This is a genomic window from Propioniciclava sinopodophylli, assembly GCF_004324755.1.
Lineage (GTDB): Bacteria > Actinomycetota > Actinomycetes > Propionibacteriales > Propionibacteriaceae > Propioniciclava > Propioniciclava sinopodophylli.
Genome location: NZ_SDMQ01000008.1, coordinates 1 through 15,613, shown reverse-complemented (window position 1 = coordinate 15,613; position 15,613 = coordinate 1). Strand labels below are relative to the sequence as shown.

Sequence of the window (15,613 nt, the reverse complement as noted above, 5' to 3'; positions counted from 1 at the left end):
CCTAGTGCTGCTCCGTGATCTTCCTGCCCAGGAAGAACTCCACGGCGAACAGCGCGGCGAAGCCGCCGCCGACCGCCCACATCCACGGGGTGAGGAAGCCCAGCGCGATGCCGGCCAGCTGCGCCAGCCACGCGAGCGGCCACCCGACGGGGCGGCGTCCGATCAGGCCACCGGCCACGCCGGCGAGCAGCGCGGCGGCGCCGCCGGCCCCGAACGCCAGCCCGGGCGGGACGTCGTTGACCTGGATCATGCCCGGGACGGCCAGCACGAAGACGACCACCTCGAAGATCAGGGTGAGGGCCAGCGTCTTGGTCATGGGGTTGCCCTCGGGGAGCCTCATCGGTCGGCCTCCTCGTCGTGGACCAGCAGGGTGCGCGCCTCACCTGCGAGGATCACCGAGCCGGCGACGAGGATGCCGGCGCCGGCGCCCGCCTCGTCCGCGAGGGTGACCGCCAGCTCGAGTGCGTCGGGCAGGGAGGCCCGGACGTGCACGTTGTCGTCGCTGAAGTGCTCGGCGGCGAGCTCGCCCAGCTCATCGGCCGGCAGGCCGCGGTCGGTGGAGGCGACCTGGGTGCACACGACGGTCGTGGCCTCCTCGGCGATCAACGCCAGTACGCCCTCGACGTCCTTGTCGGCCATCATGCCGACCACCGCGATGAGCGGGGTGAAGTCGAACGCCTCGCGCAGCCCGGCCAGGGTCGCCCGGGTGCCGTGCACGTTGTGGCAGGTGTCCACAACGATCGGGGGGCCGGAGCGGACGCGTTCCAGCCGGGCGGGCAACGTGACGGCGGCCAAGCCCTCGGCGATCACGTCGTGCGGCAGCGGCTTGCCGCCGAGGAACGCCTCGACTGCGGCGACGGCGAGCGCGGCGTTGCGGGCCATGTGCTCGCCGTGGACGGGCAGGAGCAGGTCGGTGGCGGGCCCGCTGGCGGTCTCGACGCGGAGAACCTGGCCACCCACGGCGACGGAGCGCTCGATCAGCCCGAAGTCGACGCCTTCGCGCAGCACCCGCGCGCCCACGTCGACCGCGCGGGCCGCAAGGACGGCGTCCGCCTCAGCCTGCTGGTGGGCGAGCAGGGCCACCGAGCCGGCCTTGATGATGCCCGCCTTCTCGGCGGCGATCTCCTCGACGGTGCCGCCGAGCAGGTGGGTGTGGTCGAGGTCGACGGGGCACACGACGGCCACGTCGGCGTCCGCCACCGAGGTCGCGTCCCAGGTGCCGCCGAGGCCAACCTCGACGACGGCGACGTCGACCGGTGCCTGGGCGAACGCCTCGTAGGCCAGCCCGGTCATGACCTCGAAGAAGGTCATCGAGACGCCGTCGAGAGCCTGGGCGTCCACCATCTCCACCAGGGGCAGGACGTCGGCGACCAGCGCGTCGAAGGCCTCGACCGCCATGGGGCGCCCGTCGATGCTGATGCGCTCGGTGAGGTCGTGCAGGTGCGGGGACGCGATGCGCCCCACGCGCAGCCCCAGCGCCAGCAGGAGGGCCTCGATCATGATCGCCGTGCTGCCCTTGCCGTTGGTGCCGGCCACCTGGATGATCGGGTAGCCGCGCTGCGGTTCGCCGAGCAGGTCCGTGAGGGCGCGGATGCGGTGGAGGCTGGGTGCGACGCGGTGCTCGGGCCAGCGCGCCTGCAGGGCGCGGGAGATCTCGGCGTGGGTTGTCATGGCGGGCACAGCCTACCCGGCGCACTAAGATCGCGCGCATGACTTCTCAGCCGCTCCCTCCCGTGCCCACGTCGACCACGTCGTCGTGGGTCGTACCGGAGCGCCCCGTGCTCGAGGGCCTCGAGGACACGTGGTCGGCCCGCTGGAAGGAGCAGGGCACCTATGCATTCGTGCGCCCGGAGTCGCGCGAGCAGGTGTTCAGCATCGACACGCCGCCACCGACGGTGTCCGGCTCGCTGCACGTGGGTCACGTGTTCTCCTACACCCACACCGACCTGGTGGCGCGCTACCAGCGCATGACGGGCAAGCACGTCTTCTACCCGATGGGGTGGGATGACAACGGCCTGCCCACCGAGCGCCGCGTGCAGAACTACTACGGCGTCCGGTGCGACCCGTCGGTGCCCTACGACCCCGACTTCACTCCGCCGGCCAAGCCGGACCCGAAGCGCCAGGTACCGATCAGCCGCCGCAACTTCGTCGAGCTGTGCCACGAGCTGACCGCCGTCGACGAGCAGGTTTTCGAGGACCTGTGGCGCCATCTCGGCCTGTCGGTGGACTGGGACACCCTGTACGCCACCATCTCCGACGAGTCGCAGACCGTCGCCCAGCGGGCGTTCCTGCGCAACCACGCCCGCGGCGAGGCCTACCTGTCCGAGGCACCGACGATGTGGGACGTGACGTTCCAGACCGCGGTCGCCCAGGCCGAGCTCGAGGCACGTGAATACCCGGGCCACTACCACCGCGTCGCCTTCCACGGCGCCGACGGGCCGATCCACATCGAGACCACCCGGCCGGAACTGATCCCCAGCGTGTGCGCGCTGGTGGCCCACCCCGACGACGAGCGCTACCAGCCGCTGTTCGGCACGACCGTGACCTCGCCGGTGTTCGGCGTGGAGATCCCCGTGCTCGCACACCCCGCCGCCGAGAAGGACAAGGGCGCCGGCATCGCGATGGTCTGCACCTTCGGTGACCTCACCGACGTGATCTGGTGGCGCGAGCTCAACCTGCCCACGCGGGTGGTGCTGCAGCGCGACGGCCGCCTCGCCGCCGAGACCCCCGAGTGGCTCGTCAACGGTGAGCCCTACGCCCAGCTGGCCGGCAAGACCACCTTCAGCGCCCGGGAGGCGATGGTGGGGCTGCTGCGCTCCTCCGGCGACCTGGACGGCGAGCCCAAGCCCACCCAGCGCATGGCGAACTTCTACGAGAAGGGCGACAAGCCGCTCGAGATCGTGTCGACCCGCCAGTGGTACATCAGCAACGGAGGCCGCGACGAGGCGCTCAAGCAGCAGCTGCTGGCCCGCGGCGAGGAGCTCGCGTGGGTGCCCGAGCACATGCGGCACCGCTACTCGAACTGGGTGAACGGCCTCAACGGCGACTGGCTGATCAGCCGCCAGCGCTTCTTCGGCGTGCCCTTCCCGGTCTGGTACCGGTTGGACGCCGAGGGCGAGCCTGACTACGACCACCCCATTCTGGCCGACGAGGCGTCCCTGCCGGTCGACCCGGCCTCGCAGCCCGCTCCCGGCTTCGACGAGGCGCAGCGCGGCGTGCCCGGCGGCTTCATCGGCGACCCCGACGTCATGGACACCTGGGCGACCTCGTCGCTGACGCCGCAGATCGCCTGCGGCTGGGAGCGCGACGAGCAGCTGTGGAACCTCACGTTCCCGATGGACATCGCCCCGCAGGCCCACGACATCATCCGCACGTGGCTGTTCAGCCGCGTCGTGCGCTCGCACCTGGAGCACGACGCCCTGCCGTGGAAGCGGGCGACCATCTCGGGCTTCGTGGTCGACCCGGACCGCAAGAAGATGTCCAAGTCCAAGGGCAACGTGGTCGTGCCGACCGAGATCCTCGACAAGTTCGGGGCGGACGCCGTGCGCTGGCGCGCGGCGATGGCCCGCCCGGGCATGGACTCCCCCTTCGACGAGACCCAGATGAAGGTCGGCCGCCGCCTGGCGATGAAGGTGCTCAACGCGTCCAAGTTCGTGCTCGGCATCGCGGCGCAGGCCGAGGCCCTGCCCACGGCGTCCGACGTGTCGACGCCGGTCGACCGCGCGATGCTCGCGGCGCTGGCCGAGGTCGTCGACAAGGCGACCCGCGGCTTCGAGGCGTACGACTACTCGGCCGCGCTGGAGGCCGCCGAGCAGTTCTTCTGGACGTTCTGCGACGACTACCTCGAGCTGGTCAAGGAGCGCGCCTACGGCGCCCAGGGGCCGGACGCCGCGGCCTCGGCCCGGGCGGCCCTCACCCTGGCGCTCGACGTGCAGCTGCGCCTGTTCGCGCCGTTCATGCCGTTCGTGACCGAGGAGGTGTGGTCGTGGTGGAAGTCGGGTTCGGTGCACCACGCGGCCTGGCCGAGCGCGTCCGAGCTGCCCACCGGCGGCGACGCGGCCCTGCTGGCGGACGTGTCGGCGGCGCTCATCGGCATCCGAGGCGTGAAGTCGAACGCGAAGGTCTCGATGAAGACCGAGTTGATCTCGGCGCTGGTCGCCGGGCCGGACGCCACGATCGAGCGGCTCCAGGGCGCGGAGGCCGACCTGCGGGCCGTGGGACGCATCACGACGCCCATCACGTGGCAGGGCGCGGAGGCCGTCATGGTCACCGCCCAACTGGTGCCGAGCGAGTAACAGCAGGCCGGTCGGCTCAGGCCGACTTGCTACGCCTGCTGCTGCGTGAGGACGCCGCGCGCGGCAGCATGCGCGGCTCCGCGCCGTCGCGGACGACCTCGGCGGTGACCACGACCTGGCCGACGGTGTCGTCGGAGGGAACGTGGAACATCACGTTGAGGAGAATCTCCTCCAGGATCGACCGCAGGCCGCGGGCACCGATGCCACGGGCCAGCGCCATCTCGGCGATGGCGGCAATCGCGTCCTCGGTGAACTCGAGGTCGACGCCGTCCAGCTCGAAGAGCTTGCGGAACTGCTTGGTCAGCGCGTTGCGCGGCTCGACGAGGATGCGCACCATGGCGTCCAGGTCGAGCGGGTTGACCGTGGAGATCATCGGCAGACGGCCGATGAACTCGGGGATCAGGCCGAACTTGTGCAGGTCCTCGGGGCGGACCTCCTCGAACGGGTTGTTCCCGTCCCTGCGGCGCACGGCCGAGTCGTTGTTGAAGCCCAGCGGGCGCTTGCCGACGCGGGCGTTGATGATGTCCTCCAGTCCGGCGAACGCGCCGCCCACGATGAACAGGATGTTCGTCGTGTCGATCTGGATGAACTCCTGGTGCGGATGCTTGCGCCCGCCCTGCGGCGGGACGGACGCCGTGGTGCCCTCGAGGATCTTCAGCAGCGCCTGCTGGACGCCCTCGCCCGACACGTCCCGCGTGATCGACGGGTTCTCGCTCTTGCGGGCGACCTTGTCGATCTCGTCGATGTAGATGATGCCGGTCTCGGCCTTCTTGACGTCGAAGTCGGCGGCCTGGAGGAGCTTGAGGAGGATGTTCTCCACGTCCTCCCCCACGTAGCCGGCCTCGGTCAGGGCCGTGGCGTCCGCCATCGCGAAGGGCACGTTCAGCATGCGCGCCAGCGTCTGCGCCAGGTAGGTCTTGCCACAACCGGTCGGGCCGATGAGGAGGATGTTGCTCTTGCCGAGCTCCACCAACTCGTCCTCGGCGGCCCGACGCGGGCTGGTGGCCTGGGCCTGGACGCGCTTGTAGTGGTTGTACACCGCCACGGCGAGCGCCTTCTTGGCGGTCGGCTGGCCGATGACGTAGGAGTCGAGGAAGGCGACGATGTCACGGGGCTTGGGGAGTTCCTCCAGCAGGCCCACGTCGGTCGCCTCGGAGAACTCCTCCTCGATGATCTCGTTGCACAGCTCGATGCACTCGTCGCAGATGTACACACCCGGACCGGCGATCAGCTTGCGCACCTGCTTCTGGCTCTTCCCGCAGAAAGAACACTTCAGCAGGTCGGAGGTCTCCCCGATGCGTGCCATGACGCTCCCCCTTCTTCCTCAGACGCCAGGCGTCAGCGGACGTCCTTCAGCGAGGTGAAGATCTCATCCACGATGCCGTACTCGACGGCTTCGGTGGCGGTCAGGTACTTGTCGCGCTCGATGTCGCGGCTGACCTTCTCCACTGTCTGGCCGGTGTCGTTGGCCAGCATCTGCTCCATCAGCGACCGGATGCGCAGGATCTCCTTGGCCTGGATCTCCAGGTCCGAACCCTGCCCGTAGCCACCCTCGGTGGCCGGCTGGTGGATGAGGATGCGGCTGTTCGGCAGGGCGAAGCGCTTGCCCTTGGCGCCGGCGGCCAGCAGCACGGCGGCGGCCGAGGCGGCCTGGCCGAGGCAGACCGTCGACACATCCGGCTTGATGTACTGCATCGTGTCGTAGATCGCCGTCAACGCGGTGAACGAGCCACCGGGTGAGTTGATGTACATCGAGATCGGGCGCTCGGGATCCATCGACTGCAACACCAGCAGCTGCGCCATCACCGCGTTGGCGATGTCGTCGACGATCGGGGTGCCGAGGAAGATGATGCGATCCTCGAACAGCTTGGTGTAGGGGTCGACGCGCCGGACGCCGTAGCTGGTGCGCTCCTCCCACTGGGGGATGAAGTAGTCCATCATCGGCCCGGCCGGGGCGGTGCCGCCGGCGAGCATCTTGTTCATGCCTGCAATGTCCATTGGGTTCAGCTCCTGGTCACTGGTTCGGGGCGTCAGAGCCCGGGATCTGCGCGGCGCGTTCGTACACGTGGTCGATGAACCCGTACTCGAGGGCCTGCTGCGCGGTGAACCAGCGGTCGCGGTCGGAATCGGCCTCGATCTGCTCGATCGGCTGGCCGGTGTGCTGGGCGATCAGCTCGGCCATCTCGCGCTTGGTGGCGATGATCTGCTCGGCGAGGATCTTGATGTCGGACGCCGTGCCGCCCAGGCCGCCGGAGGGCTGGTGCATCATGATGCGCGCGTGCGGCAGCGCGTAGCGCTTGCCCTTGGTGCCGGCGCTGAGCAGGAACTGGCCCATCGAGGCCGCCAGGCCCATCGCGACGGTGGCCACGTCGTTGCTGATCCACTGCATGGTGTCGAAGATCGCCATGCCGGCGGTCACGGAACCGCCCGGGGAGTTGATGTAGAGGTAGATGTCCTTCTCGGGATCCTCCGCGTTCAGCAGCAGCAGCTGCGCGCAGATCGCGTTCGCGTTCTCGTCGCGGACCTCGGACCCGAGGAAGACGATGCGGTTGGCCAGGAGGGCCTGGTACACCGAGTCGCTCATGCCGACGCCCGAGGCGCCGGCTGCGGCTCGCAGGCCGGGAAGCATGTTTTCCGTCACGTGCCAGACGCTACCCGCTGCCGGCGACATTTCGGAGGGCGCTACGCCGGTGTTCGCTGACGGCAGAGAGGGCCCGGACGCCGAACGCGCGGCCCCCGGTGTCGGGGACCGCACGTCACGGGTGGGTCAGGGACTCAGGCCTCCTCGGCCTTCGCCTCCTCGGCGTCGGCCTTCTTCTTGGCCGGGGCCTTCTTCTTGCCTGCGTCGTCGGCCTTGGCGTCCTCGGTCTTGGCGGCGGCCTTCTTCGCCGGGGCCTTCTTCGCGGACGCCTTCTTGGCCGGGGCCTGAGGCTCGGGGGCCTCGACGGTCTCGTCGATGCTGCCGTCGGGGCGGACCGCCGCAACGTTGACGACGTTTCCGTCGCTGTCGGTCACGGACGAGGCCAGCACGACCTCGCGCAGGACCTTGCCGCGGCGGAGCTCACCCATCCACTCGGGGGCGTGGTTGTGCTCCATCATGTGCTGCATCTCGGCCTCGGGCGAGGTGCCGGCCTGCTGGGCACGGCGGAAGATGAGCTCGGTCAGCTCCTGCTGGTTGACGGTGACCTCGCGGTCGTCTGCCAGCTTGTCGAGAATGATCTGCGCCTTGAGGGAGGTCTCGGCGTTGGTGGCGACCTGGGCCCAGAACTCGTCGGCGTCCTTGGCGGTCTCCTCCTCGGTGTCCTCCAGGTAGCGCTCGATGGTGTAACCGGCGCGGGCGAGCTGGTCGTTGATCTGCTGCTTGCGGTTCTCGACCTCGGTGGCCAGGAGGGCCTCGGGGAGCTCGAACGGCGTCTTGGCGACCAGGTCGGAGACGATCTTGTCCGACGCGGCGTTGACCTGCTCGGCGCGAGCCATGCGGGCGACGGCCTCGGCCAGGTCGGCCTTCATCTCGTCCACGGTGTCGAACTCGGACACCATCTGGGCGAACTCGTCGTCCAGCGCGGGCAGGGTTTCGGACTGCACCTTGGTGACGGTGACCTTGATGTCGGCCTGCTCGCCCTTGGCGGGGCCGCCGACCAGCTCGGAGGTGAACTCGACCTCGTCGCCGGCGGACTTGCCGGTGACGGCCTCGTCCAGGCCGTCGAGCATGCCGCCCGAGCCGACCTTGTAGGTGAGACCCTCGGCGGAGCCGTCCTCGATCTCCTCGCCGTCCTTGGAGGCGACCAGGTCGATGGTGACGATGTCACCCTCCTCGGCTGCGCCGTCCTTGTCGGAGCGGGTGGCGAAGCGCTGGCGCATGACCTCGATGCGCTCGTCGACCTCGGCGTCCGACGTGGCGATCGCGGGGACCTCGGCGGACAGCTCGGCGAAGTCCGGCACCTCGAAGTCGGGGCGGACGTCCAGCTCGGCGGTGAACTCGACCAGCTCGTTGTCCTCGAGCTTGGTCACGTCGACCTCGGGCTGGCCCAGGGGCACGAGCTCGTTCTCGGCGACGGCGGCGGCGTAGGCGTCCGGCAGCGCGGCGTTGATCGCCTCCTGCAGCACGGTGCCGCGCCCGAAGCGCTGGTCGATGATCGCGGCGGGCACCTTCCCCTTGCGGAAGCCAGGGATGTTCACCTGTCCGGCGATGTCCTTGTAAGCCTTGTCGAGATGGGGCTTCAGGTCGGCGAAGGGGATCTCGATGGTGAGCTTGACCCGCGAGGGGCCGAGCTTCTCGACGGTGCTGGGCACTTGGTTGACTCCTGTGTGTGGACGACGATTCGGGTTGAACCTTCGGAGCGGATGACGGGAATCGAACCCGCGTAGCCAGTTTGGAAGACTGGGGCTCTACCATTGAGCTACATCCGCGTGCGCTCACGCGCCGCTACAGCCTAGCGGATTCTCAGAAGCTGCCGCGCGGCCAGTTCTCGGCCGAACCGTGGTCGTCGAAGCGCTCCCACCGCGTCCGTTCACTCCCCCGCAGGCCCCGCACGAAGCTCGCGACCTCCGCCCGCTCCACGTCCGCGTGCTGGGGTGTGCTGGGCAGGTCGGACGCCCCGGGCGCGGCCCGGTCGACCGGGTCGGCCCCCAACTGGAGCAGCCAGGTGCGCACCATCTCGGCACCGGGTCCGTCGGCGTCGTAGGACACCGCAGGTCGATCGGACATGGTTTCTCCGTCGTTCGTTCTGGGCGCCGGTTGGGCACAGTGCCCCGCAGGCCCGTAGACTCGCCCGAGTCACCGGGGCGTAGCGTAGTGGCTAGCGCGCCTGCTTTGGGAGCAGGAGATCGCAGGTTCGAGTCCTGTCGCCCCGACCATGTGTGCCCCCCGCCCCGCCCGGGCATTATGCCTGGCTGACTAGGCAAAACGCCGCAGGGGCGACAGGCGACCTGCACCCAGAAGAGGCCATGTCAAGACCTCTGGTGCCCCAGTTAAGCCCCAATTGGGGCAAACTTGGGGCAAGCGAAACCCCTAGTCAGAGCGATATACTGGATTTCGGGTTTCCTGCCGATCAGGAGGTTCCCATGGGTCAGGAGGGGCGGTCCTTCGGCAGCATCGAGCGCCGGAGTGGGTACTTCCGTGCGCGCTACGTCGGCGCCGATCGGCAGCGCCACGACGCGCCGCACCTGTTCTCTGAGCGGATCGACGCCGAGCACTGGCTGGGCGAGGTGCACCGCTCGATCTCGCGGGAGGAGTGGCGTCCGCCGGTGAAGGTGAAGGGCAGGCCGGACGACCTGGACACCCTGGCCGGCTACGCGCGGCACTGCCTGGCCGAGCGCGAGCTGACGCCGCGGACGCGCGAGGAGTACGGCCGGCTGCTGGAGAAGCTGATCGCGCCGACGCTGGGAGCGATCCAGCTGAAGCACCTCGAGCCGGATCGCATTCGGCGTTGGTACTCCACGGTGCTCTCGGCGGACCGTCCGGTGCAGCGCAAGCACGCCTACTCGCTGCTGCGTTCGATCTTGCGCGAGGCCGAGGACGAGGGCCTGATCGACCGCAACCCGTGCCGCGTCCGGAACGTCGGCAAGGTGCGCCGGACGCGCGACATCGAGCCGGCTACGCCCGCCGAACTCAACAAGCTGCTGGATCTTCCGCCGAAGCAGGGCCTGCCGGTGCTGCTGGCCGGGTGGTGCGGCCTGAGGTCGGGGGAGGTGCGTGGGCTGCGCCGACGTGACCTGGACCTGACCGAGGGCGTGGTGCGCGTCCGGCAAGCGGTGACGCGGACGAAGGGCCAGGTGCACGTCGGCGCGCAGAAGGCGGCGGCCGGCACCCGCGACGTCGGCATCCCGCCGCACCCGATCCCGTACCTGGCGAAGTACGTGGCCGCGCTCCCGATGACCGGACGCGACGGCTTCCTCTTCCCGGGTGGAGACGGCGTCTCGCCGATGTCGGAGAAGGCGCTGCGCTACGCCTATGGCAAGGCGCGCAAGGTCATCGGCCGGGAAGATCTCACCTTCCACGACATGTGTCACTCCGCGGCCTCGCTGGCCGGCATGACCGGCGCCCCGACCGCCGAGCTGAAGGCCATGATGGGCCACGCCACCGCCGGGATGGTCGAGCGCTACCAGCACGCGACGCGGGCGTCCCGCTCGCGGCTCGCCGAGAACATGAGCAAAGCTCGCGGAGATCTGAGGCCCGTCTGCGCGACCCGGTCGTCGGGTGGCAGATCTCACATCCCCTGGTCCTCCGGTGTCCGGATTGGGTCCCTTCTGAGGCTTAAGGCTGCGGAAGGAGTTCACCATGGAACAGCAGCGCTACGAGTCCCTGGCCCAGGCGGCCGAGCGGACGGGGATCAGCCGGAAGACCCTGCGTCGCCGGATCGCGTCCGGTCAGCTCCCGGTCTTCTCCAGCGGACGGCGCATCCTGCACGTCCGTCCGGAGGACGTCGACGCCATGCTGCGTCCGTTCTGGCTCAGTTGAGCCCATAACTCCGGCATCCCGGCGAGGTACCATTTGGGTATGACTGATGTGGCTACCATCAAGGTTCCTCGCGTGGTGCGTGACCGCGTGCGCGACGCTGCCCGAGCGGCGCACCTGACCCAGGCCCAGCTCATCGAGGAGATGCTCGAAGAGAGGCGCAAGGCTGAGTTCTGGGCTGCGCTCGAAGCCGAGACCCCCGACCAGGAGTATCTGGACGACCTTGCCGAGGCGGACGCGGCGTTCGCCGGCGACGCCGAGGATTCCATCGCCCGGTTCGAGGCGGGCGAGTGATCCAGCAGATTGCCCGTGGTGATGTCGTCTGGGCGAGCATGGACCCGACCAACGGCCGCGAGCAGGCCAAGCACCGGCCTTGGCTGGTGCTGTCCGAGCCAGCGCTCCATCGAGCCCGAGGTCTGCTCATCGCGGTGCCGCTGACGCACACCGATCGCGGGTGGTCCACCCACGTGAAGCTCGCGTCCCGAGACTCGGCAACCACCGTGGCGATGTGTGAACAGGTCAAGTCGATGTCGATCGACCGTGTCACCCGCGTTGACCCCGCGCCTCACGCGCTCGCGCAGGTCGATCAGGTCCACCAGATCCTTGCGCTGCTCACTGGCGGCCGGTAGGCGCACAACTGGAGCTTGCAGATGAGCAGCGCCGAGAACGACGTGGCCAGCGCGGATCAGATCGACCCCGGCGGTACACCCGACCCGCGACGCCGTGTACTCCCGTCGGATCCTGGGCGTCCGCGCTGGACACGACCCGTCTGGCGGCGCAACAGCGCTTCGGCGGCAACTGACCGACTCACGTTGGGCGCGAACCTTCGGGTTCAGCACCTCAAATCCGCAAGTTTCGCTGCTCAAATCTGCAAGTTCTTGGGCAGCGTTTAGCCGGCTTCTGGTCCTCCTTCCTCCATGGACGAGGTCGCCGCGCGGTCGCATCGCGCGCCGTCCCAAGGTCGCCTTGAACGACACTGGCTTGTCCGCCCATCTCACGGGCTTCACCAACGCCGCAGTCGGCACTGTGGGGGACGCGAGTACTTCGGAGCCCTTGCCGAGCAGTGCGTCGCGCTGGAGTTGCGAAAGCAGTCCGCCTGGACTCAGCAGCCGTTCCAGCTGTACCACTACCGTGACCTCGACGGCTTGGAAGTCGATCGTCGCCGAGCTCTGTCGACAGTACCTGACCGATCGCTGAGCGCGATCGCTCCTCCTTGCCGCTCGCCCGTACAGTGCTGCAACATGTTCCGCCTCTGAGACGCTCGCTGCCCGTATTGCCCTCGATCGGATCACCCATGCCCAAGGACCTTCTGACTCTCCCTCTTGTCGACCGCCAGTTTCTTGGGGCGAGCAGTTCCCACGTCGCCCTGGGACCCTCGCAGCCGCTAGCGCGGACGATCTAGCCGACCTTTACCTCGTGAGCTACCCGTCGGGTGCCGCGGCCGCTGACCTGTCCGACGCCCAGCAGGAGATCGCCGCCACCTTCCGAGGTGAGTTCGGCATCCTCCGTACCGATGCCAGCGCCACTGCATGGATCGACCACCATCCCGTAGGAGCCGTGATGGTGGTCGAGCGGTCCATCTGGGACGAAGGTCTGGAAGGTCCGTTCATCATCGACCTATTCGTGTCTCCCCAGGCTCGCGGTCGCGGGGTTGGGCGGTCCCTGGTACAGCACGCAGTCCAGATCTGTGCGCTGGCCGGAGACGCAGCGCTGAGTCTGCGAATCGGGGGCGGAACGTCGCCGGCAGCGCTCGCGATCTACGCCTCGCTAGGCTTCGCGAACTCCGACTAGACGTGTCCTGGTCAGCCACCAAAGCGCCCGAAGGATCGAGCCGATTAGGGTGCTTCGACCTGCATCTCCCCGGACGAGCCGCCAGGCTTGCGGCAAAGTCGGATGGTCGGCTGCGCTCTCGGCCTGGCAGGGCAGCGCCAGAGACTGGCAAGACTAGCCTCGCGCTTTCATGAGGGTGGGGTCTGACTCGGTGGTTTGAACAGCGAAAGTGCTTCCGGCTTGGGAGAATGTGATTGCGAAGTCCCACTCACCCCACGCGAAGGAAGCACTTTCAACGTGAAGCGTACCGCCGCGTATCCCCAACCCCGCCACGACGCCGGAGCCACCCGGGTCGTGGGCCACGCCGGCGGCATGCTGCTCACGAAGACAGCGGTGGTGACCGGCCTCACCCGCGAGTTGTCGACGGCGTTGGCGCGGTGGCGGAAACCGCTCGCGACCCACGACCCGGGCAAGATCCTGTCCGACCTGGCGATCACTCTGGCGTTGGGTGGGGACTGCCTCGCCGATGCTGCGCTGCTCCGGTCCGAGCCGGCCGTCTACGGGATGGTGGCTTCCGACCCGACCATCTCGAGGCTGATCAGCCTGCTCGCCGCCGATGCCCCACGGGTGTTGAAGGCCATCGACGCCGCCCGCGCCGCCGCCCGGACCCGCGCCTGGTTGCTGGCCGGTGAGCACGCCCCCGACTCCGGCATGAGCGTGGAGCACCCGTTGATCGTGGACGTGGACGCCACGTTGGTGACGGCGCACTCGGACAAGGAGCACGCCAAGCCGACGTTCAAGAAGGGCTACGGGTTCCACCCCTTGTGCGTGTTCGTCGACCACGGCCGTGATGGGACCGGGGAGCCCCTCGCCCTCTTGCTGCGGCCCGGGAACGCCGGCTCCAACACCGCCGCCGACCACATCACCGTCCTGCGGCAAGCGTTCAAGCAGCTGCCGGGCCGGTCCGCCACGCGGCCCGGGAAACGGGTGTTGGTCAGGGCCGATGGTGCCGGGCACAGCCACCAACTCCTCGACTGGCTCACCGGCCAACGGGTCCAGTACTCGGTCGGCTGGACCCTGCCCAGCGACGCCGGCATGCTGATCGAGAAGATCCCAGACCGCGTGTGGACCCCCGCCTACGACGCCGACCGCCAGCCCCGCGACGGCGCCTGGGTCGCCGAACTCACCGGGCTGCTCGACCTGTCGGGCTGGACACCCGGGATGCGGGTCATCATCCGCAAAGAACGCCCCCATCCCGGCGCCCAACTACGGATCACCGACGTCGACGGCCACCGCATCACCGCGTTCGCCACCAACACCACCCGCGGCCAGTTGGCCGACCTCGAACTCCGCCACCGTCGAAGGGCCCGCTGCGAGGACCGGATCCGGCTCGCCAAAGACACTGGGCTGACGAACCTGCCCCTGTACTCGTTCGCGCAGAACCAGGTCTGGTGCGCCATCGTCGCCCTCGCCTGCGACCTCACCGCCTGGATGCAGATGCTCGCCCTGGCCGACGCTGACAGTGCCCGCCGGTGGGAACCCAAGAGGCTCCGCTACCGGCTGTACACGATCCCCGCCGTCCTGGTCCGGGGCAGCCGACAGGTGCGGCTCCGCTACGCCGCCCACCACCCCTGGGCGGCCGTCCTCATCGGCGCCCTGACCACCCTCACCACTCTGGACAGCACCTGACACGACAGCCCGGACCCTGCCCCGACAAGCCGAAACACCCACCGGGACCCTGGAACCCCCTGCCCACCGGAGCCACCTCCGGGAAACCGTCACACCCACCCGGCAGAATCACACCAACACGGTGATCCTCAAGCCGTCACAACGACCCAAGCCAGCCCGACGAAAGACCGAGGCTAACGCGATTGGCAACACCCGCCGCAGGAGCACCCGCGGGTCACTAAGCCGGCCAACGTGTCCAGCACGGCGATGACAGTGCTCGTGTTCACCCTGGCCAAATCATTCCGACACCGCTCCGCTCCCCAAACGTGCCCTTGGCAGCGACGACCGAGCATCGCTCCGTGTGCGTCAGGCGCGCACCTGCGTGACTCCGGCGCGAGCCACGCGGAACCCCTCCTCAGTCGTCACGTGAACGCAGTTCACGCCGTTCTCAGCACTGACGCAGTAGACCCGAGGGGCAGCCAAAGTCCAGCCATAAGGCAACGTCACCATGCCGTTCACGAGGCCGAAATTGTGGCCGTCCGCCCATCGGGTTTCTGGCCTGTTTGGCGGTGCCCCAATTGCCCCCACATCCCCGCAGTGGAAGTTGACGCCCGTCGGGGACACCTCGACGGAACCGACGGGGCCACTGTCGGGCGCGCACACCTCCGTCGCGGGCGGAATGCTGGAACGGTCCATCCCGTCCGGGAAGGTGCACCAAGCCCGGTTACGCGTCATTCCGCAAAAGATCCGTCCAGACGGGCTAACGAACTCGGAGTACTCCTCCAGGGTCTCGATGGATGTGTCGATGGGGGCTGGCACGGGCGTGTGAGTCCTCGCGCTGGTTTGCGAAGGGGCGGCAGGGGACGAAGGAGACTCCGAAGGGGATGAGGTCACGCTGCTCACAACCGTGGGCGCGATCGTCATCGCGGGCTGTGATGCAGCAGTTCGTGTGGGTACCTCGATGTTCAACGTGCAGCCGGTGACTAACGCCGCGACGGAGCCAACTACCAGCACCCACACGATGGGATATCGCCGCACTAGAATCACCCCCTCCACGAACGGTACCGCCATAAGCGCATCCAACTCATCCGTCCCGAAAGTCGGGCACCACTTAAGGACTTCGGCCCCATGTAACTGATTCGAATAGTTGTCGTCGTCGCGAAGGGGCTGAGCCGGAACACCCGCTTGACTCGCTTCGCTACGCAGCCAGGAGGTAGCACTAGGTGGTGCCCATCGGCCCCGTCCCAGCCTGCGGCCTCTAAGCCAACCCACAGCGACGAGCAGAACATCCGGACATGCCGCTCGGAGGAACGTCTCAGCCGTCCCGGCGAGCTCGCCAAGCCAGTGCTGCCAGCAGGGCGGTTGTGGGAGTCCACGTCGCTCGCTCGGGCCAGGAAGGCGAGATGCCGTTCAGGACGGCACC

General features: G+C 68.6%; 14 protein-coding genes and 2 tRNA genes. 8 read left to right on the top strand and 8 right to left on the bottom strand.

Annotation, left to right across the window (positions count from 1 at the left end):
- Position 1: 1 nt before the first annotated feature.
- Complete coding sequence (locus ET989_RS08770; RefSeq protein WP_131168167.1) at positions 2-340, bottom strand: DUF4233 domain-containing protein; 339 nt, start codon at positions 338-340, stop codon at positions 2-4.
- Positions 337-1,671, bottom strand: a complete 1,335-nt coding sequence (locus tag ET989_RS08765) for a bifunctional folylpolyglutamate synthase/dihydrofolate synthase (RefSeq protein WP_131168166.1) — start codon at positions 1,669-1,671, stop codon at positions 337-339. The genes ET989_RS08770 and ET989_RS08765 overlap by 4 nt, the downstream gene beginning before the upstream one ends.
- Positions 1,672-1,709: 38 nt before the next feature.
- Between ET989_RS08765 and valS the strand changes: the two genes are divergently transcribed.
- Positions 1,710-4,295 carry a valine--tRNA ligase gene (gene valS, locus ET989_RS08760; RefSeq protein WP_131168165.1) on the top strand — a complete coding sequence of 862 codons (2,586 nt, stop codon included), beginning with the start codon at positions 1,710-1,712 and terminating at the stop codon, positions 4,293-4,295.
- Positions 4,296-4,311: 16 nt separating this feature from the next.
- Here valS and clpX read toward each other — a convergent pair whose 3' ends face one another.
- The 6 genes from clpX to ET989_RS08730 all read right to left on the bottom strand — a co-directional run bounded on the left by clpX (position 4,312) and on the right by ET989_RS08730 (position 9,003).
- On the bottom strand, positions 4,312-5,601 hold the full coding sequence (clpX, locus tag ET989_RS08755) for an ATP-dependent Clp protease ATP-binding subunit ClpX (protein ID WP_131168164.1): 1,290 nt from the start codon (positions 5,599-5,601) through the stop codon (positions 4,312-4,314).
- A gap of 32 nt (positions 5,602-5,633) precedes the next feature.
- Complete coding sequence (locus tag ET989_RS08750; RefSeq protein WP_277751360.1) at positions 5,634-6,278, bottom strand: ATP-dependent Clp protease proteolytic subunit; 645 nt, start codon at positions 6,276-6,278, stop codon at positions 5,634-5,636.
- Positions 6,279-6,309: 31 nt separating this feature from the next.
- Positions 6,310-6,924, bottom strand: a complete 615-nt coding sequence (locus tag ET989_RS08745; RefSeq protein ID WP_165490107.1) for an ATP-dependent Clp protease proteolytic subunit — start codon at positions 6,922-6,924, stop codon at positions 6,310-6,312.
- Positions 6,925-7,070: 146 nt separating this feature from the next.
- Positions 7,071-8,588: a trigger factor gene (tig, locus tag ET989_RS08740; protein WP_131168162.1), complete on the bottom strand. Its 1,518-nt coding sequence runs from the start codon at positions 8,586-8,588 to the stop codon at positions 7,071-7,073.
- Between the two features lie 46 nt (positions 8,589-8,634).
- A tRNA-Gly gene (locus ET989_RS08735) sits at positions 8,635-8,705 on the bottom strand.
- Positions 8,706-8,739: 34 nt separating this feature from the next.
- Complete coding sequence (locus ET989_RS08730) at positions 8,740-9,003, bottom strand: hypothetical protein (protein WP_131168161.1); 264 nt, start codon at positions 9,001-9,003, stop codon at positions 8,740-8,742.
- Between the two features lie 73 nt (positions 9,004-9,076).
- Between ET989_RS08730 and ET989_RS08725 the strand changes: the two genes are divergently transcribed.
- The 7 genes from ET989_RS08725 to ET989_RS08695 all read left to right on the top strand — a co-directional run bounded on the left by ET989_RS08725 (position 9,077) and on the right by ET989_RS08695 (position 14,211).
- Positions 9,077-9,152: transfer RNA gene (locus ET989_RS08725), tRNA-Pro, on the top strand.
- Positions 9,153-9,359: 207 nt separating this feature from the next.
- Positions 9,360-10,763, top strand: coding sequence for a tyrosine-type recombinase/integrase (locus ET989_RS15580; protein ID WP_131168160.1), 1,404 nt, complete (start codon positions 9,360-9,362; stop codon positions 10,761-10,763).
- Positions 10,764-10,794: 31 nt separating this feature from the next.
- On the top strand, positions 10,795-11,046 hold the full coding sequence (locus tag ET989_RS08715) for a hypothetical protein (RefSeq protein WP_131168159.1): 252 nt from the start codon (positions 10,795-10,797) through the stop codon (positions 11,044-11,046).
- Positions 11,043-11,381, top strand: a complete 339-nt coding sequence (locus tag ET989_RS08710; protein ID WP_131168158.1) for a type II toxin-antitoxin system PemK/MazF family toxin — start codon at positions 11,043-11,045, stop codon at positions 11,379-11,381. The genes ET989_RS08715 and ET989_RS08710 overlap by 4 nt, the downstream gene beginning before the upstream one ends.
- A gap of 288 nt (positions 11,382-11,669) precedes the next feature.
- Positions 11,670-12,008 (top strand): DUF4143 domain-containing protein, encoded by a 339-nt coding sequence (locus ET989_RS15970; protein ID WP_206662283.1) that lies wholly within the window; start codon positions 11,670-11,672, stop codon positions 12,006-12,008.
- A gap of 160 nt (positions 12,009-12,168) precedes the next feature.
- Positions 12,169-12,543, top strand: a complete 375-nt coding sequence (locus ET989_RS08700) for a GNAT family N-acetyltransferase (protein ID WP_241656283.1) — start codon at positions 12,169-12,171, stop codon at positions 12,541-12,543.
- A 276-nt stretch (positions 12,544-12,819) separates the two neighbouring features.
- A complete protein-coding gene (locus tag ET989_RS08695) occupies positions 12,820-14,211 on the top strand; it encodes an IS1380 family transposase (protein ID WP_131168156.1) in 1,392 nt (463 codons plus the stop codon).
- Positions 14,212-15,613: the final 1,402 nt, after the last annotated feature.